Origin of the sequence: Streptomyces virginiae (assembly GCF_041432505.1) — a bacterium.
Classification (GTDB): domain Bacteria; phylum Actinomycetota; class Actinomycetes; order Streptomycetales; family Streptomycetaceae; genus Streptomyces; species Streptomyces virginiae_A.
Genome location: NZ_CP107872.1, coordinates 163,491 through 179,478 on the forward strand (window position 1 = coordinate 163,491; position 15,988 = coordinate 179,478).

Annotated in this window: 19 protein-coding genes; 3 read left to right on the forward strand and 16 right to left on the reverse strand. The window is 69.3% G+C overall.

From position 1 onward, the window contains the following. Positions 1-86: 86 nt before the first annotated feature. The 11 genes from OG624_RS41755 to OG624_RS41805 all read right to left on the reverse strand — a co-directional run bounded on the left by OG624_RS41755 (position 87) and on the right by OG624_RS41805 (position 9,608). The gene (locus tag OG624_RS41755; protein WP_371640952.1) at positions 87-596 is read right to left on the reverse strand and encodes a hypothetical protein; all 510 of its coding nucleotides are present in this window, start codon (positions 594-596) and stop codon (positions 87-89) included. 240 nt (positions 597-836) lie between these two features. Then, positions 837-1,163: a hypothetical protein gene (locus OG624_RS41760; protein ID WP_331721011.1), complete on the reverse strand. Its 327-nt coding sequence runs from the start codon at positions 1,161-1,163 to the stop codon at positions 837-839. Positions 1,164-1,175: 12 nt separating this feature from the next. After that, entirely contained in the window at positions 1,176-1,397 is a 222-nt protein-coding gene (locus OG624_RS41765; protein ID WP_331721012.1) for a hypothetical protein, read from the reverse strand. 563 nt (positions 1,398-1,960) lie between these two features. Then, positions 1,961-2,296 (reverse strand): hypothetical protein, encoded by a 336-nt coding sequence (locus OG624_RS41770; protein WP_033220352.1) that lies wholly within the window; start codon positions 2,294-2,296, stop codon positions 1,961-1,963. A 101-nt stretch (positions 2,297-2,397) separates the two neighbouring features. Then, positions 2,398-2,871 (reverse strand): hypothetical protein, encoded by a 474-nt coding sequence (locus tag OG624_RS41775; RefSeq protein ID WP_033220354.1) that lies wholly within the window; start codon positions 2,869-2,871, stop codon positions 2,398-2,400. 60 nt (positions 2,872-2,931) lie between these two features. Continuing rightward, positions 2,932-3,339 carry a DUF6197 family protein gene (locus OG624_RS41780; protein WP_033220356.1) on the reverse strand — a complete coding sequence of 136 codons (408 nt, stop codon included), beginning with the start codon at positions 3,337-3,339 and terminating at the stop codon, positions 2,932-2,934. Positions 3,340-3,355: 16 nt separating this feature from the next. Continuing rightward, positions 3,356-5,059: a hypothetical protein gene (locus OG624_RS41785; protein WP_331721013.1), complete on the reverse strand. Its 1,704-nt coding sequence runs from the start codon at positions 5,057-5,059 to the stop codon at positions 3,356-3,358. 431 nt (positions 5,060-5,490) lie between these two features. Further along, positions 5,491-5,778, reverse strand: coding sequence for a hypothetical protein (locus tag OG624_RS41790; protein WP_033220358.1), 288 nt, complete (start codon positions 5,776-5,778; stop codon positions 5,491-5,493). Between the two features lie 57 nt (positions 5,779-5,835). Further along, a complete protein-coding gene (locus OG624_RS41795) occupies positions 5,836-6,021 on the reverse strand; it encodes a hypothetical protein (RefSeq protein ID WP_033220360.1) in 186 nt (61 codons plus the stop codon). 556 nt (positions 6,022-6,577) lie between these two features. Beyond that, positions 6,578-6,766, reverse strand: a complete 189-nt coding sequence (locus tag OG624_RS41800; RefSeq protein ID WP_033220362.1) for a hypothetical protein — start codon at positions 6,764-6,766, stop codon at positions 6,578-6,580. Positions 6,767-7,058: 292 nt separating this feature from the next. Next, positions 7,059-9,608 carry a S8 family serine peptidase gene (locus tag OG624_RS41805; protein WP_331721014.1) on the reverse strand — a complete coding sequence of 850 codons (2,550 nt, stop codon included), beginning with the start codon at positions 9,606-9,608 and terminating at the stop codon, positions 7,059-7,061. Between the two features lie 308 nt (positions 9,609-9,916). Here OG624_RS41805 and OG624_RS41810 point away from each other — a divergent pair, with 308 nt between their 5' ends. Continuing rightward, a complete protein-coding gene (locus OG624_RS41810) occupies positions 9,917-10,624 on the forward strand; it encodes an AfsR/SARP family transcriptional regulator (protein ID WP_371640953.1) in 708 nt (235 codons plus the stop codon). A gap of 473 nt (positions 10,625-11,097) precedes the next feature. Here the strand turns inward: OG624_RS41810 and OG624_RS41815 are convergent, their stop codons facing one another. The 3 genes from OG624_RS41815 to OG624_RS41825 all read right to left on the reverse strand — a co-directional run bounded on the left by OG624_RS41815 (position 11,098) and on the right by OG624_RS41825 (position 13,649). Then, on the reverse strand, positions 11,098-11,637 hold the full coding sequence (locus OG624_RS41815; protein ID WP_033220365.1) for an NUDIX domain-containing protein: 540 nt from the start codon (positions 11,635-11,637) through the stop codon (positions 11,098-11,100). A 314-nt stretch (positions 11,638-11,951) separates the two neighbouring features. Further along, positions 11,952-12,719 carry a dienelactone hydrolase family protein gene (locus OG624_RS41820; RefSeq protein ID WP_033220366.1) on the reverse strand — a complete coding sequence of 256 codons (768 nt, stop codon included), beginning with the start codon at positions 12,717-12,719 and terminating at the stop codon, positions 11,952-11,954. Positions 12,720-12,995: 276 nt separating this feature from the next. Then, positions 12,996-13,649 carry a TetR/AcrR family transcriptional regulator gene (locus tag OG624_RS41825; RefSeq protein ID WP_033220367.1) on the reverse strand — a complete coding sequence of 218 codons (654 nt, stop codon included), beginning with the start codon at positions 13,647-13,649 and terminating at the stop codon, positions 12,996-12,998. Positions 13,650-13,755: 106 nt separating this feature from the next. On the opposite strand from OG624_RS41825, the gene OG624_RS41830 reads away from it, so the two are divergent. Both OG624_RS41830 and OG624_RS41835 read left to right on the forward strand, forming a co-directional pair. After that, positions 13,756-13,941 (forward strand): hypothetical protein, encoded by a 186-nt coding sequence (locus tag OG624_RS41830; RefSeq protein WP_371640954.1) that lies wholly within the window; start codon positions 13,756-13,758, stop codon positions 13,939-13,941. 57 nt (positions 13,942-13,998) lie between these two features. Further along, on the forward strand, positions 13,999-14,397 hold the full coding sequence (locus OG624_RS41835) for a VOC family protein (RefSeq protein WP_033220375.1): 399 nt from the start codon (positions 13,999-14,001) through the stop codon (positions 14,395-14,397). A 231-nt stretch (positions 14,398-14,628) separates the two neighbouring features. Here the strand turns inward: OG624_RS41835 and OG624_RS41840 are convergent, their stop codons facing one another. After that, positions 14,629-15,204 (reverse strand): hypothetical protein, encoded by a 576-nt coding sequence (locus OG624_RS41840; protein WP_033220376.1) that lies wholly within the window; start codon positions 15,202-15,204, stop codon positions 14,629-14,631. Between the two features lie 181 nt (positions 15,205-15,385). Further along, on the reverse strand, positions 15,386-15,988 hold the full coding sequence (locus OG624_RS41845) for a hypothetical protein (protein ID WP_033220378.1): 603 nt from the start codon (positions 15,986-15,988) through the stop codon (positions 15,386-15,388).

A 15,988-nucleotide genomic window follows, 5' to 3' on the forward strand; every position in this document is an offset into this window, starting at 1 on the left:
CGGCAGGGACGGGAAGGTCGAGGACGTCATGCGAGGAAACTCCTTGGGCTTGGGTGCGGATGGGAGGCGCGTGCGGGACGGGCGGGTCACCGGGTGGTCGCGTGGGTGGTGGCGATGAGCGCGGCGACGGTCTCGCAGCCGTGGTGGAAGGCGCCGTCGAGGTGGAACGCGCCGTTGATGCCGTGCGAGGCGAGGCGGTAGAAGCCGCCCTTGCCGGTCTTGTCGGCGAGCTTCTCCAGCAGCCCCTCGCCCGGGACGCGGCGGTCGGCGGCGTAGTGGGTGCCGAACGAGACCGCGAGCGCGGCGGCGGCCGCGGCGGGGTGGACCCGGATGCCGAGTGCGCGGGCGCCGAGCCCGGCGACGATCGCCTGTGTGGCCACGTAGGTCAGGCAGTGGTGCAGGCAGGCGGCCCGGCCGTCGGCGGTGCCGTGGGTGGTCCCCTTCTCGGTGACGGGGTCCTTGAAGGTGACCGGGTGTTCGTCGGAAGCGCCCTTCACGCGGGCACAGAAGTCGTTCTGGACCCAGAAATCTCCGATGGCGCTTCCGGCGCGGGTCAGTCCGAGCAGGGCGGCGAAGACGGCGGGACGGTGCGTCATGCTGGGGTTCTCCTGATCTCGAAGGGTGAAGGAGCGGGCGGCCGGCCTTTGCCGGTGCTGCGGCCGCCCGGTGGTGCGGTCCCCGTCCCGGCCGGTGCGGTCGGGACGGGGCTGGCTCACGCGGCCAGCCGGTGCGTGACCGGGGCCGGGGCCGTCATGCAGCTCCAGGCGGTGGGCAGGCGGTCGGGGCGCTGCGGGTAGCGGGGGCCGGGGCGCGGCGGGCGGGGCTGGCCGCTTGGATCAGGCGGTGATGCCAGCGAACTGCGCGGCCTGGGTGCCGGTGAGGGTGAAGTCCGGTGCGGCGAGGAGTGCTTCGGCGACGGCGGTGATGCGGTCCCACTCGCCGTCGACGCGCTGTTGGGCGGTGGCCATGACGTGGTCCCAGGCCAGGCCGCCGTCGGGGGCCGGTCCGGTCTCGGTGACCTGGACGCCCGCAGCGGTGAGGATGTTCAGCGTCATCTGCTTGTCGTGGTCGGCCACGGTGAGGCTCGCCGTCTGGGGGGTGAGGCGGCCGGACTTGGCGAGCTGGTGGAGGTCGGCAGCCTGGCCGGCGGCTCCGCAGACCACGGCGACGTCCAGCTAGGTCCCGAAGGACCGGGCCCAGGTCGTGGCGCCGGTCCAGCCGGTGACACCGTCGCGGGTGATCGTGTGGATCCGTACGCGCTCGCAGGTGAAGCCGACGAGCTGGCCGAGCACGACGTGGCCGGCCTCGTGGTAGGCGAGGCCGCGCTGGATCAGCGGGAGCGGGGTGAACTGGTAGCGCGCGTGCCGGTAGGGCGTGTGCTCGTCGAGCTCATGCATCTCGTCTTCTTTCCTGCTCAGTTCGCGGGGTGGTCAGCGCTGCGCCCCGCCGACGTCGTGCTGGTGTAGGCGGGCGCGTGGCAGATGGGTCGGTGCGGTTGTGCGGCGAGGCCGTGAGACGGGCAGAGCGTCAGGTCAGCTGGCGGTGCGGGAGCGCAGCCATCGGGCGGCCCACTGCCGCAGCCGGTCGACGGGCGTGGGGTGCGTGTGCCGCCAGGCGGAGGAGAACGCGGCGTCCTCGGTGGGCAAGGACCGGGTCGCACCGCAGGTTCAGGTCCAGGCGTGCGGCTCGGGGCGGGTGTCGTCGCGGGTGGAGGTGACCTCGGCCGGGACGCCATCGTGGCGTCCGTGGAAGGTGCCGACGAGGAACTCGCTCTCGTCCAGTTTCATCAGGTTCCCTTCGCTCGGTGTGTGGACGTGGATGCGCCCGCAGCCCCTCGGTTGCGTGGCGGCGGGCGCGGGTTGAGCGTGTAGGCCGGTCGGCCTGTCCGGGCACCGGCCCCGGGCCGCCCGGGTGCGGGGCGGCCCGGGGCCGGTGGCCAGGCAGGGCGGTCGGTACAGGGTCAGAGCGCGGCGGAGAGGATGCCGAGGACGAGGGCGGCCGCGCTGCCGAGGAGGAGGGTGGCGGCGGCGGAGGCCCAGAAGGGGTGGCCCGTGCCCTTGGGGTCGCGGAGGTCGCTGAGCCCGTCCGTGATACGTGCGTGCATCGCGATCAACGGTCCCAGGGCGGCGTACCAGCGGCCGAGACGGTCGACCTGGCCCGCGGCTTCGTCGTCGGGTATGTGCCCGCCGTGGAGCGCGAGGCGGTGGGCCTCGCCCTGGGCGGCCAGGTCCTCGAGCTGGTGGACGACGGGGCTGGTAGTGCGGCAGACGGTGCGGCGGTAGACGTAGCGGCGCACGGGCGGTGTCTCCTGGTGGCTGGGTTTTGGGCAGGACAGTGCGACGCCCCGCCGGGAAGGGTTCTCCGGGCGGGGCGGGGGGCTGGGCTGGGGGGCTGCGGCTAGGCGTTCTTGCGGTAGTAGCCGGGCCGGACGTGTTCGATCTTGCCGACCTTGACCAGGGCGGTCAGGGTGGTGGAAAGGGTTTCGCCGTGGAGGTTGGTGAGGGCGCCGATGGCGTTCTCGTCGACTTCCAGGCCGAGCGCGTCGTGGAGGCAGGCGAGTACGGCGGCTTCCGGGGTGGGCGCCACCGGTGTGGTGAGCACCGGGGCCGGCGCGAGCGGCCGCCAGTAGTTCCGGACAGCGCCGAGCTGGAACACCCACTGCTCGCTGTGCGGGTCCTGCCACTCGTGCTCCGGGAACACGTGGTAGTGGGCCCGGAGGACCCCGAGGGCTTCGAGGCAGGCCGAGCGGCCACCGGTCACTTCAATCTGGATCACCGGCTGATGGGAACAGTTCCGGTTGGGCTCGTGGTCGCCGAGGGCGCCGCAGTTGCACGGCGCCTCGAAGTCGCTGCTGCCCTCGCTCGGTTCCATGGCCTCATGAAACCGCAGCCGGGGCCTGTGCGCCCAGGGGTTACCGGAGCCCGAGTTGGGTCAGTTCGCGGCTCGGAGCAGGAGGTCGAGGACCGGGCCGGCCCACGTCTGACGGTTGTTGAAGCGGGGGAGCTCCTGGGGGTCGGCGGTGCCGAGGGTGGTCATGAGCTGCGCCTCGGCGGCCCGTACCTCCCTCGCCCACACGGCCGGGTCGTAGGCCAGGGCGGCGGCCTGGACGGACCCGAGGAGGCACAGGCCGTGTCGGTCGCAGAGGGTTCCGCGGGTCCAGCCGTAACGGATGATCAGCTCCCGGCCGGTGAGCAGGGTGTGGCGGATGCTGGGCTCCGGGTAGCCGGTCGGGCCGGCGGCGAACACCGCGTCGACCTGGCCGATCAGGCCCTGTACGGCTCGGGCGTCGGGGCGGGGGAGGCCCGCACGGTGTGCGGGCCTCGCGAGGTTGGTGAGCATGGGGGCTGGCTCCCTTCTACGGGTTCTTGCGGTAGACGCCGTTCTTGACGCGTTCGATGGCTCCCTTCTTGACCAGGTCGGTCAGGGTGTTGGAAAGCGTCTTCTCGTTGAGGCCGGTGAGGGCCAGGATCGTGGCCTTCGGCATTTCCACGCCGAGCGCTTCGTCGAGGCAGTCCAGGACGGCGGCGTCTGCGGCGGGCTCCTGCGGTGCCTTGAAGCCGCCGCCGGGCGGGGGCTCGTATCCACCGCTGCCCCAGTCCGAGTTGCTACCGGCAGGGGCGTCGCCGTCGCCGTTCACGGGGGTGTCGGCGATCTGGTGCCGGTCGTCCCAGCTGGTGAAGTCCCGCGGCCAGATGATGGCGTCGCGGCGGATGTAGGGGGCGGCAGATTCCAGGACCCAGGTCCGCATCATCTGCACCGGCTCGCCGGGCGAGCCGACGTAGCCGAGGCCGAACGTCCTCGCCGGGTCGTTGATGGGCAGGTCGTCGGACCAGATGAGGGGCTCGTCCTCGATGTTCCAGGCGGCCGGGATCGCACCGGGGTCGATTCCCTCGAAGCCCTCCACGGTCACGAGGTTGGACTGCGCGCTGTCGGTGCGCAGCATGATCATCGCGCCGCCTTGGATGACGTTGGTGCGGATCGCGGTGTCTCCGCCGAGCTTGGCGGCGTTGACGGCCTGGTTGACGATCAGCAGCGTCATGCCGAGGTTGCGGCCCAGCGAGGCGAGCTTGTCCAGGATGAACACCGCCTCCTTCCCGGTCTCGGTCGCCGTGTCGGTGATCATGTGCGTCTCGTCCACGACCGTCATGACCCACGGGCAGCCGTCCGTCGCCTTGAAGTTCTTGCGGCCCAGGCGCGCCGACTCCGCGATCCGGTGCTTGAGGATGGCGTAGGACAGGCGCAGCGCCTTGATCGCGTCGTCGCCGATGGCGGAGTACGCGGCCATCGTCTCGACGTCGGGGTTGGAGCTGCCCTTGGGGTCGGCGTAGATGATCGCCATCCCCGCAAGGTGTCCGGCGAGGGCGATGATCTGGACGGCGCCGCCCTTGCCGGATCCGGTGACCCCGGCGATGAACACGTGCTGCGCGCCGAGGACGGGGTCGAAGAGCTGGAGGCGGGCGGGGCGGCCGGAGACGCCGCGCCCGATGGAGATGTATCCGCCCGGGGACGGCTTGAGCACCTGCGGGCCGGGGAAGGGCACCCCGTCCTCCAGGGGGTTCTTCTCCATGATGTGGATCTTTGCCTTGCGGGGGTCGGACTTGTTGGGCTGGTAGTCGACCAGGGTCATGGTGGACCGCAGCGCCCCCACCAGGTCCGTGCGGTTGGGAACGGGGAGGGACGCCTTGTCCTCGTCGGCTACGACCCACGCCACCCAGCCGCCGGTCGCCGGGTCGACCTGGGCGTCCTTGAGGTGGGTGCCAGGCATGACCGTCGGCCGGACCAGGCGGGCCCACATCCCCTCCATCGTGTTGGGGTCCAGCTCCGCTGGCGGTGTCCGGTTCACCGTCACGTACTGCTCGCCGGGGTGTTGGCCGGCAGCGAAGCTGACCCACTCGGCCGGGACCCGGTATGCGGAGCCGACGGCCTCGGCGGACACGTTCACCGACCGGCCCTGAGGGGCCTCGATGATGCCCTCCCACCGGTCCCCGGAGTCGCTCACGCCGACGAGGTGCTGGCCGGGGTGCGCACCGCCCTCGCCTGAGATGTGGTCGGACCACACCTTGCCGGATGGTGTCGCGGTCGAGCGAAGCGGGGCCGTGAAACGGCCACGTTCCGTTGATCAGAAAGTCTGAGCCCGCATGCTGCACCGAGCGCGGCAAGCCGTCGCTCTGGATGGAAGCGGCAGACGACGCCTCCGAGGTCGAAGAAGATCACCTTTGGCTGCATGGGCTGACGATAGCTGCACCGCCATCACGACAAACGGCCTTGCTCCGATGCTCCTGCAGAGCAGGCCCACCTCCTGGTCGCAACGCCAGTCAACCCTTGATCACGATCTACAGCTGGAGTATTAATCGGGACACCGCCAGCGCTGATGCGGGTTTCGAGGTCTCCGGCGGCCGGTCCGCCGCCGTGTCGGCGGGGTCGCGGCCGGCGGGGCATAGGTCTCCCCGGCTGCGGCCTTGGGGGCGGCAGCCGGGGAGGGGGCACCTCCTAGACCGGGCCGATCCATGTGCAGGGTTCACCCAGCGGGCAGTCCCAGCCCCGGTCGTCCAGCCCGTCAGAGGCGGACGGGTCTGCAACGACGGAGCCGAAAGTGGACTTCGGTGGCGGCTCTTCCACCCGGTAGCCCACCTTGTTGGGGTCCTCCAGGGTGTGGTAGATCCCGATCACCTTCAGGAACGGCTGGTATGTGTCCCATCGGCGTTCCAGTGTCCCCAGCACCGGGAGGTTGAACCGGGCTCCACGATCCGCAGCGTCCGATTCGGACTGGTCGTACATGCTGCCTCCTTTCCCTTCTCGGCAACGGCGGAGGGACCCGCTGCCGACACGCGGCTCTCACCTGAAGAGAGAGCCGACGGCCTTCGCGGCCAGAGGCAGCAGCCAGGCGAAGTCCGCCTCGACGCCGCTGCTCTCGCTGCCCGCAGCCCTGGGGGCTGCGGGGGTGCGGTCGACTGCCGGCGCCTGGAAGGGTGTCTGCAGGTCGGCCGACGTGACTGGTCGGGGTGTGAACTCTTCGTTCATGTCTGAGTCCTTTCCTTACGGTGCCCAGGGCTGGAAGACGGATGGTGCGCCAGGCCAGGACATGCCTTGCTTGGATTCGTGGCCGATCCGGTCCCAGGGCTTTGCCCAGTTCGCCTCCGCGCCGCCGTGGGCGGTGTCTGCTGCCTGCGGGGCTGCTGGGCTGCGGTCGACCGCCGGCGTTTGCAGAGGTGTCTGTGTGTCGGCCGACGGGCCGGCTCGGGGTGAGGAATCTTGATTCATGTCGGTGTCCTTTCCATAGGTACCTCGGCACTAGGTCCGACTGGAGAGCCATGCGTCCAACGCGCCTCTCACTCCATGGCCGATGAGTGTCCAGGGCATTTCCCAGTTCGCCTCGACGCCTGTTGAGTCGGCCTCGGCGCGCTGGGTCGCAGGGCTCCGGTCGATTGCAGGGGCCTGGAGTGGCGTCCGCAGGACGGGCGGAGACTGTGCACTCTGCGGGATCTCTGTGTTCATCCCGACGTCCTCTCTGGCCGGTGCGGCGGTGGCGGGGGACCCACGTACCCGCCACCGCTGCGGCGGATGGTGCGTGGCGTCCCTAGAAGAGGACGTTCTTCAGGACGTTCAGGGCCTTGCCCCAGAAGTTGTTGGCCTCGACGCCGTCGACGCCTTCGCCGGAGCCCCTGGGTCCGATCGGGTTGCGGTCGATGGCGGGGGTCTGGAACGGCGTCCGCGGAGTGCCGGACGGAGCCGGCCTCTCCTCGTGCCGCGTAAACGGCTCGTTCATCTTTCTCACCTTTCACCTGGTGACTGGCCGGTGGGAGGTTCCCGCCGGAGTCTCAAAGTCCTGCCTCTCGCAGTGCGCTCAGACTGTTTGCGCCCGCTGCGCGTAACACATCTGCCGTGCGGGACCCCACAGCTCCGCGCAGCCCGAGCGGGCGGCTTCCACGCCGTAGCCGTCGTGCCTCTCCTGCAGCGCTTGTGACGGTTCGCGGGTGACCGGCGGAGCCTGGAGGGGAAGTGCGGGGGGAACTGGAGACCTGGTTTCGGGCATGGGGGCTCCTTGGTTGGGTCGGCAGTCAGACGCTGCCGATGAACGTGTGCACGGGAGCGAGGCTTACGGGCAGGTCATCGCTCACGTCGAAGGTGAACAGGTACGACACCGGCGCTCTCTGGTCGTTCTCCGGGTCGAAGAAGGTCAAGGTGACGTCCTGGCAGTCCGAGCCGGGACGGCAGAAGGGGCTCTTGGAGACGGTGACGGTGTCCAGGGCGTAGAAGTTGTCGTTCCTGCCGGGGACGTGCGCCGCGGAGAGAATGCCGTCTTGGATCTCGGCGCCGACCAGGAATGCGTTGGTGCCCGCCGCGTTCAGCGCCCGGTCGGCGGAGCTCTGCCCGAGGTTGCGGAACTTCCAGTAGATCTTGTCCAGCAGTGCGCGCACGGTGTCCTTGAGGAACCTGCCCTTCTCTCCGGCGAACTCCTGACGCACCTTGGCTTCGGCTGCGTCTTGTGCCGCCGCGTTCGCTCCGGCCGCCTTGCGCGCTTCGCGAATCTTGAGTGCGAGCACTGTTTCGAAGACGGCGTCGACCAGCAGTGTCTCGTTCCAGGTGAACAAGCCGCGGCTCTTGACCTCGACCACGGGGACGACCTGTCCCGAGAACAGCCGGACGGTACGGTCTGTGAGGACACCGGGAATCGAGACTCGGGAGACGAAGTCGACGTCTTGCTTGCTCTTGGTCTGTCCCAGGAGCGCGTCTCGGAAGGTCCTGTAAACGAAGGAGACCGGAGGGTAGGCGAGGGTCTCAAGGAGTTCGGCGAGCTGCTTGACGTCGCCGGCGGCGCCGGCCGCAAGCCCATGCACCTGGTACGCGGACGCCTTGGGGTTCTTGATGATCGGCCGGGTCCAGTCCATGCCCACAGGAGTTTCCGCTTCAAGGGCGTAGAGCGGGGTCGCGTCCGCGTTGAGCGTCCAGGTCAACTTGTCCGAGGCCCACGGGTTTTTGCTCAGGTAGGCGTGCAGCTGCTTGGGGTCGTAGATGTTCGGCTGGACCTCCTCTTCAGGATGTCCCTTCGTCGCCGGGACGACAATGTGCGGCATCTGCTGACGGAAGCTGTCGCGGCGGGCTTCGGTCTGGAAGTCGAACCCGATAGTGCCGATCGCGTAGATCAGCTGCTTGCCGGGGGAGGGCGCCGGGGCGGACGGGGCGGCACCGCTCGGGCTGGAATGTCCGGCTGCGGCTCCGCAGGTACCGCCGCATCCGGCGCAGGACGGGCAGACACCGTTGTTCGCCGGGGGAACGGCAGGTGCGGCGTAGGCCACGGGTGCCGTATAGGCAACAGGTGCGGCGGGTGCCGGGTAGGCAGGGGGCGTGGCGTAGGCCGGAGGCGCTGCAGGTGCTGCATATACAGGAGGTGCGGCAGGTTGGGCTGCGGCTTGAACCCCGGGCTGCATCGCTGGAGGAGCGGGCGGCCAGGGCGGTTGAGCGGGCCACGAGTCCGAGGACGGGGTCACGGGGGCCTGAGCCTCGCCGGGGACCGGTGCCTGCGCTGGTGCGCCGTGTGAGGTCGCCGTCTGCATTGTGGGCATCGGGGTTGCGGCGCTGGCGGGTGTCTGGGACATGGCTGCGGGTACGGCCTCGGACGGTTCCTCGGCCTGGGCGTTTGCGGCGTTCGTGTCCATGACGATGGCTCTCTCTTTCTCTTCGGTGTGCGTCGTGCCGTGAGGGCCGGATGCCGGGTTTCCCAGCCCGTCGACCAAGGCGAAGGCGCCGGCGGTGTTCAGCCGGCCGCCGAGGAGCCTGCGGCACTGGGGTGAGTCGTCCGGGTCGCAGGTCGGACGGATCGCGGACTCACGTACAGCACGGGCCGCGGCAAGTGGGTCGGCTTTGCGGCCTTGGGCCAGCTGCCTTGCCACCAGCAGCGCGACGACCCCGGTCACGGCCGGGGCGGCGAAGCTGCTGCCGGTCAGCGAGGCGAGCGCGCCGCCTGGCGCGGCGCCCTGGATGTCCTGTCCGGGGGCCAGAACCCCGTTCAGCCGGTAGGCGATGCCCCAGTTGTTGATGTCGAGCGGCGCTCCGGTGGCGTCGGCCGCCCCGACGGCGAGCACGGACGGAGTGGCAGCGGGGGCTTGGAGACAGTCGCAGCCGTCGTTGCCCACGGCTGCGACGACCAGCACCCCGTTTTGCTCGCACAGTCGAAGCGCCCGTTCCAGCATGCTGTCTGGCGCGCCCTCGGGGGTTCGCTCCCCACCGCTGATGTTGATGACGTGGGCCCCTGCCTCCACGGCCTGTTCCACGGCCCGCGCCAGGTCCAATTGCGGCACGCGTGCCATTCGGCCGTCCGGGGACTCCCGAAACACCGGAAGCAGCAAGCCGGTGCAGTGGGGCACGAGGCCGGGTACCGGCGATTGGGGCTGGCCGAAGAGCAGACTCGTGACATGCGTGCCGTGCAGCGACATAGGCCCGGGGCCGGCCGGGCCCGACACCAGAGTGGGCATCCGGGTGAGGTTCGATCCCGCGAAACAGGGATGTGCCATGTCTACCGGGCCGTCGAGGACCGCCACGCGCACCTCAGGGCTGCCGAGGAGCTCTTGCTCCCCGCCTATCCCGCGCACCACCGATCGGATGTCCATGCTGAACCTCCGCGTACCGCAATCTCGACGTGCACTGATTCGGTCCTGCGTGGCTTGGCTGTCGCGTCTGACGCGCCGGGCCACGAGAAAGGTGTCCCACGGACCCGTTTCGGGGTCGTTCTCGCGTTTCGTCGAAAACGTTCGAGTTCCGTCGCGGAGGCGTTTCGGCACACGTTGCAGAAACGTTCCTGCGTCGCAGTGGATGCATATATGCACCGACGGGAGCGCGCGGAGTCGGCGTGGCGGGTAGCCGTGAGATGCGCCCCGCCCGGTTGCAGCCGTCTAGGTCGTCGCGCAGAGTGATATGTGTGTCGCAAGGAGCCCATCTCGAAATCCTGCGGCCCTTCCAAGTCACCTGTGGAGGGCGGCGCGTCGCCGTCTCCCATGCAGCTCAAAGGTTGCTGGCCTTCCTGGCCTTGCACCGCGAGGGCATGGACCGACGTGCGGTCGCCGAGCAGTTGTGGCCCGATTGCACTCCCTGTCGGGCTGCCGCCAACCTGCGGTCGGCGCTGTGTCAGGGCAGAAGGGTCGGCCCAGTACCCCCCATCGACAGCCTCGATCACAGCCTCACGCTCGCGACGTCATTCTCTGTCGACTTCCACGACGCGTGGGACGCGGCATACCGCCTCGTCTCCGGCGAATGCAAGCTCCCTGACGGGGATGGACTCGTTGCAGACCTGAGCCAGGTCCTGCTCCCCGGCTGGGACGACGAATGGCTGCTGCTGCACCGCGAACGCTGTGATCAGCTAAGGCTGTACGCCCTGGAGGCGCTGGCTCAGCATTTCCAGACCGAGGGCCGTCACCTGTCCGCGTTGCAGGCCTCGCTCGCTGCCGTCTCCATCGACCCGTTCCGCGAGACTCCTCACCGGATTGCCGTCGAGGTCCACCTGGCCGAGGGCAACGTGGCCTCCGCCGTCAAGCGATACCAGGAATATCGGCGCTTGCTGCAAGCGGAGTTGCAGGTAGCCCCGTCGCCGCAGCTGACCCGCCTCGTCCGGGACCTGACGCCCATGTAGCCGATCAGATCCGCCGGACTTCCGACCCACTGGATGGGCGTATAAGCGGCCCGTGAATGCGGAGGCGCTCCCGAGTGTCGCGATCTCGGCGACGCCGCCCCACCGCGAAACCGCGTCGGTCAGTTCGGGTGTGGCGAGGTCGACCACGCACCGTCCAGGGCAGTGCACCCTCCCGCTCCTGGCAGCTGCGCCCACAGCGCCAAGTGGTCGCCCCAGTTCTCCGGCGCGGGTTCCTTGGGCTCGCAGGCAATCCGTCGCCGTCTTCGACCAAGCCCTCCCCGCACGGCATTCGCGTCGTGGTCCGCCCGGACCTCGCCGTACGGCGCGCCTACACACTCACCGTCCCCGTAGTGCACTCGGTCCGCAGTCACCTTCTCGCCCTTTGCCGGCCGCTCGCTCGTAGCCTCCCTCTCGGCCGACACCTCTCAGGGGGCGAGTCGCGGGGCTGTATACGGCCTTGACGAGCGCGAGTGCTACACCCATGTGTAGTTCGCGTCGGTGACGGCGTCCAGCGCCGTGTCGGTGACGGCGGCGTGGGGATCGGCGAGGGCGGCGAGGGCGGGGCCGATGGGCGGGAAGATGGGTAGTTCGGCAGTGTTGCGGTAGTCGATCCACTCGATGACACCAACCTCGTGGCTGCCGTCGGGGAGCTCGTCCAGTTCCTGCGCGGCGAGGGTCGCCCGGATGTCGGGGCTGATGTGGAAGCGGTAGATGAGGTGGAGCTTGCGCGGCGGCGGGGTGGGGCCGGGGCGTGTCACGCGCTGGTCGACGACCCACATCAGGTCCCCGCCCTCGGCCGCCGCCGTGTCCAGGCCGAGTTCCTCCGCGAGCTCGCGGGCGAGGGCGCGGGTGAGGTCTTCGCCGTGTTCGACGTTGCCGCCGGGCGGGGTGTAGTGGGTGGAGTCGGCGCGGTCACGGCGGATGAGGGCGACGTCGTCGCCGCAGAACACCAGCGCCCCGGTCCGGATCTTGATCCGGGAGAACGGGACGGGTGCGGCAGGAGTGTTCGTCATGGCTGCCAGTATTCGGGACCAAGGCCGTGAAGCAGGTGGCGCCGAGCTCGGTGGCGACCGTCTCGGCGCAGGTGTCGTCGTCAGGCGCGGAAGACCGGGGCTCCAACTGAGCCTGTTTCGGGTGGTGTGCCGGGGGTGAGGGGTGGCCGTACCGGCTGCACTCAGCTGGGCGACTTCGGCGCGGGTCGCGAGATCGAGGGGTCGAGTCCTTGGTGGAGGAGGCGTGGGCGATGTGGTCGCCCGGCGCCAACGAGGGGGCAGGTAGGCGTTCAGGGGCCGTGCCTTGAGTGGCTTCGCCGTGGAGGTGGGGACTGTCAGTGCCCGGAGCCGGCGTGCATACCTGGGTCATGCCCCGGTTCATCCGTCACGGGCAGGCATTCGGCGAGCAGGTCGACGACGTCGCGCCAGGCTCGTTGTGCGTGCTGTGGGTGGTAGCCGACGCCGGGGACCGTGGGGTGGTCGACGGGCGGGTGGTGGAAGGCGTGCAAGGCGCCGCCGTAGACCGTGAGGCGCCAGTCGACGCCTGCGGCCTGCATCTCGGCGGTGAACGCGTTCCGTTGCGCGGGCGCCATGATCGGGTCTTCCGACCCGACCCCGGCCCAGACCGGGCAGCGGATGCGCGCGGCCTCGCCCGGCCGGCCCGTGGTCGTTGCATTGACCGTTCCGATCGCGCGCAGGTCGACGCCGTCGCGCCCGAGTTCCAGTGCGATGGCGCCCCCGGTGCCGTAGCCGACGGCGGCGATCCGGTCGGGGTCGGTCCGCGGTTCGGTGTGCAGCACGTCGAGCGCCGCATGGCCGATGCCACGCATCCGGTCTGGATCGGCGAGCAACGGCAGGCAACGGGCCAGCATCTCCTCGGGGTCACCCAGATAGCGCCCGCCATGAAGGTCGAAGGCCAGCGCTACATATCCCAGCTCGGCGAGAGCATCGGCCCTGCGGCGCTCGATGTCGCTGAGCCCCATGCCCTCCGGTCCGAGCAGTACCGCGGGCCGGCGGTCGGCACCGGCCGGGAGGGCGAGGTGCCCGATCATCGTCAAACCGTCGGCCGGATACTCGACCGTGCGCGTCGTGATCGTCGTCATGAGACGGGACTGTAGTGATCATCGAGCCCGGTCCGGCCGGTGTTCTGCCGCCGGCAGAACGGCGCGTGTCCTTCTGACATACGGGGGCCGGGCTCAGGGCTTCAAGATCATCTCACTGCCCTCTGGCGCGCAACTCGGTCACACGGTCAGCCGTGGTCTCCGATGATTCGACGACACCAACGTCTGTCCGTCGTGCCTGGATGCGCGGCCGTATCGGTGGATCACGTTCGCTGCCGAGGACCGGGCACCGTCGGAATGCCGAGAGCGACGCCTGGCTCACGCTTCGGCGTAGTCGGCGAGTGCGGGCTCCAACAGGCCGAAGGCGCTGTCCGCCTCGGCGATGACTGTGGCGGAGATCTGGGCGTTGTCCTGTCCGGTGAGGGTGAGTTCCTGGATGCGCTGGAACAGGGTGCGGTGCACGGCACCGAGCAGGGCGGCGGCGGTGCGGGGGGTGATGTCGCCGCGGGGTGCGTCGGTGGCGTCGGCCAAGGCGTCGGCCAAGGCGGCCTCTCGCAGGTCGTGCAGGTCGCGCAGCCGAGCGGAAAGGGTGGGACTGTCGGCGATCATGCGGGCGAATTCGGGACCGGAGAACCCGGCGACCGGATCGGCGGTTGCGGTTGCGTCGATGAAGGCCCGGCGCAGGGCCGACGAGGCCGACTCGCCGACCTGACGGCCGGTCACCGTACTGGCCAGGGATGCGGTGAAGGCGTCCTGGTGATCCAAGGCCAGGTCCTCCTTGCGCGGGAAGTAGTTGGTCACCGTCTTCTTCGCCACCCGCGCGGCGGCGGCGATCTCGGCAATGGTGGTCCGCTCAAAGCCCTGGGCGAGGAACAAGCCGGTGGCCACGTCGGAGATGAGCTGCCGGGTCTCTTGCTTCTTGGATTCCCGCAGGCCGGTAGGGGGTGGGGATGAGAGGGCATCAGTAGTCATGGAGCAATCTTACACTCGTAGCATTTTTATGTTGACACCCTAAGAAGGACCAGCCTAAAATTACGTCGGTCGTAAATTTGCTCTGGAGCGAAGAACGGATGTGCCCATGCTCGAATCCCGCCCTGTCGCCCTGCGGATGGCACCCGTCAAGATCGGCCCGGTCCTGACGGAGCGCGACAACCGCGCCCCGGCCATACCCCGCGGCAATCAGCGTCCGGCCCGTGTTCTGCCCGCACCCGCCCGACGGGGCTCCCCGAAAGCCCGCAACCTTCCCCGCCGCTCCAGCTACTGACCTGCACCCACCCGGCACCCGAACCTGCGCCCCCGGAAGCCACTGAGGAGAACCACCTTGCAGATCACCGCGTCCACCGTCTCGCTCACCGTCGACGACGTCGCCGCGTCCCAGCGGTTCTTCACCACCCACCTCGGCTACACCGAGCAGGCCGCCGCCGATGGATTCGCCTCCCTGTCGCGCGACGACGCCGCGATGGACATCGTCCTGCTCGCACGTGGCACCGAAGTGCTGCCGGCCGACCAGCGTGACCAGCACGCCTCCGGTCTGATCCTCGCCTTCGCCACCACCGGCATCGAGCGTGAGGAGAAGCGACTGCGCGCCGAGGGCGTCGAGATCACCATGCCGCTACGCGAGGAGCCCTGGGGCGAGCGTCTCTTCCAGGTCACCGACCCCAACGGCATGATCGTCCAGTTCGTCGAATGGGTCACCCCGGCCGGACCCGAGAACGCCTGACACCCAGAGCGTCAGGCCGATCCTGGCCATGCACCTGGTCGGCGACAGCCGAGCTCCTCGCCACCTGCCGTGCGCCGCGGCCGTCGATGCTCAACATCGTGATCGTGTGGAACGCGGTCTACTTGCGGCAGATCATCGCCGAGCTGCGTGTCGAAGGGCACCACGTCCACCAGCACCCCGGTCCAGGTTCTGTCTCTTCGGTCAGCGCCGGACTTGATGCCGGCCAAGCGCTCACGCGGGCAACTCCACGCCCGGGGCGAGCGCGCGGAGTCGGGCTACCGCGTGGTGGATCCGGTCGGCCTCTGCCTTAAGGGCTTGGGCGTCGGCTCCGTCGTACTCCATCCAGTCCAGGGCGGTTGTCCCCAACAGCCGCGCGGTGTTGTCGAGCACGGTGGCCGCGTCCAGCAGCCCCTCGACGAGGTAGCCGTCCTCCAGGCGGGCCTCGGCTCGGGCCAGTGGGCTGTGCGGCGGCAGGTCGGAGCGAACGGCAGCGGCTGCCTGCACGCTCTCTTCGGCGTCGGGCACATGAACCAGGCCCAGCTCCAGGGCCGGGCGCAAGACTGAGGCCTCGGTGCCGACGTCCTGGACGACGCCGACAATCCGAGGCGTGATCGTGTGAACCAGGCTGGTGTCGTCTGGGTCCGCGACGCGCACGTGGTCGTCCAGGACGAGCGGCATGTCCTGGGGCAGTCGGGCCAGCAGCGCAGCCAGATCTCCGACGGTGGAGAGCAGCGGCACCGTGGCGACGGTGTCCATCAGACGCCGGTTCTCCGTCTCCTGCGTGCCCGCTGCGGTCGAGTCGCTCATCGTGCGACCGCCGTGCCGTGGCCCGCGGTAACCGCTACCCGGAAGTTGTTGAGTGTCTCGATCGGCCGACCGTGCAGGTCGACGATCAGCTCGCTGTTCCCCATCGCAGCAGCCTAACCAGCCCTCACTACGAACCGCGGACCGGCCACGAAGACAGGCTCTGATAAGCGCTGTCCCGTAGCTACTGACCGGGGTGGTCACCTCTGACCGATGCGATCAGGTCTGCTTCGCCCAGGTAGGCGCGATTGATCCGCCCACGGCCTCGGACGATGCCTTCTGCGGCGAGTCGCTTCCGAAGCGGGCGGGGTGCGAGGGCGTCGTCGAAGCTCTCGATGAGGCCTCGGCCCGTATCGGCGAACTCGTAGCGGACCGCGTACGTCTTGCCCGCGTGCTGCCATTCGCAGCGGACCAGCGGGCGCACAAGGATGGCCTCGAACCAAGCAGCTGTCCGCTCTGCCAGTTCTGCCGGGCTTCCGGCGGCTGTGAAGGTGAACTCAGTCGCCTCCTCCGGCAGCGAGAAGAGCTGATTGTGGAGCTTGTCTGCATGGACGGCGGTCCCGTTGAAGTGGGCGCCCACGGTCAGGATTCCCTGGTTGCGCTGCGGATCGACGATGTCCAGCCAGACGATCAGCTCGTGATCGTAGGCGTGCGCCGGAGGCACCACGGCAGTGTCATCCGGGTAGACCAGCCAGGAGCGAGCACGTTCGGCGAGAACGTCCGCGAACGCGCGTTGTGCGACGTTCAGATCGTCTTCGTCGTACTCGAACCAGGGGATCTCTTTCAT

Bases quoted from the DNA above. Each gene is read 5' to 3' on its own strand.
- OG624_RS41795 (WP_033220360.1), bottom strand. From the start codon at position 6,021: ATGAACGAAGAGTTCACACCCCGACCAGTCACGTCGGCCGACCTGCAG.
- OG624_RS41830 (WP_371640954.1), top strand. From the start codon at position 13,756: ATGCTCGAATCCCGCCCTGTCGCCCTGCGGATGGCACCCGTCAAGATC.
- OG624_RS41800 (WP_033220362.1), bottom strand. From the start codon at position 6,766: ATGAACGAGCCGTTTACGCGGCACGAGGAGAGGCCGGCTCCGTCCGGC.
- OG624_RS41775 (WP_033220354.1), bottom strand. From the start codon at position 2,871: ATGGAACCGAGCGAGGGCAGCAGCGACTTCGAGGCGCCGTGCAACTGC.
- OG624_RS41840 (WP_033220376.1), bottom strand. From the start codon at position 15,204: ATGAGCGACTCGACCGCAGCGGGCACGCAGGAGACGGAGAACCGGCGT.
- OG624_RS41820 (WP_033220366.1), bottom strand. From the start codon at position 12,719: ATGACGACGATCACGACGCGCACGGTCGAGTATCCGGCCGACGGTTTG.
- OG624_RS41765 (WP_331721012.1), bottom strand. From the start codon at position 1,397: ATGCATGAGCTCGACGAGCACACGCCCTACCGGCACGCGCGCTACCAG.
- OG624_RS41780 (WP_033220356.1), bottom strand. From the start codon at position 3,339: ATGCTCACCAACCTCGCGAGGCCCGCACACCGTGCGGGCCTCCCCCGC.
- OG624_RS41790 (WP_033220358.1), bottom strand. From the start codon at position 5,778: ATGTACGACCAGTCCGAATCGGACGCTGCGGATCGTGGAGCCCGGTTC.
- OG624_RS41815 (WP_033220365.1), bottom strand. From the start codon at position 11,637: ATGACGAACACTCCTGCCGCACCCGTCCCGTTCTCCCGGATCAAGATC.
- OG624_RS41825 (WP_033220367.1), bottom strand. From the start codon at position 13,649: ATGACTACTGATGCCCTCTCATCCCCACCCCCTACCGGCCTGCGGGAA.
- OG624_RS41755 (WP_371640952.1), bottom strand. From the start codon at position 596: ATGACGCACCGTCCCGCCGTCTTCGCCGCCCTGCTCGGACTGACCCGC.
- OG624_RS41845 (WP_033220378.1), bottom strand. From the start codon at position 15,988: ATGAAAGAGATCCCCTGGTTCGAGTACGACGAAGACGATCTGAACGTC.
- OG624_RS41805 (WP_331721014.1), bottom strand. From the start codon at position 9,608: ATGGACATCCGATCGGTGGTGCGCGGGATAGGCGGGGAGCAAGAGCTC.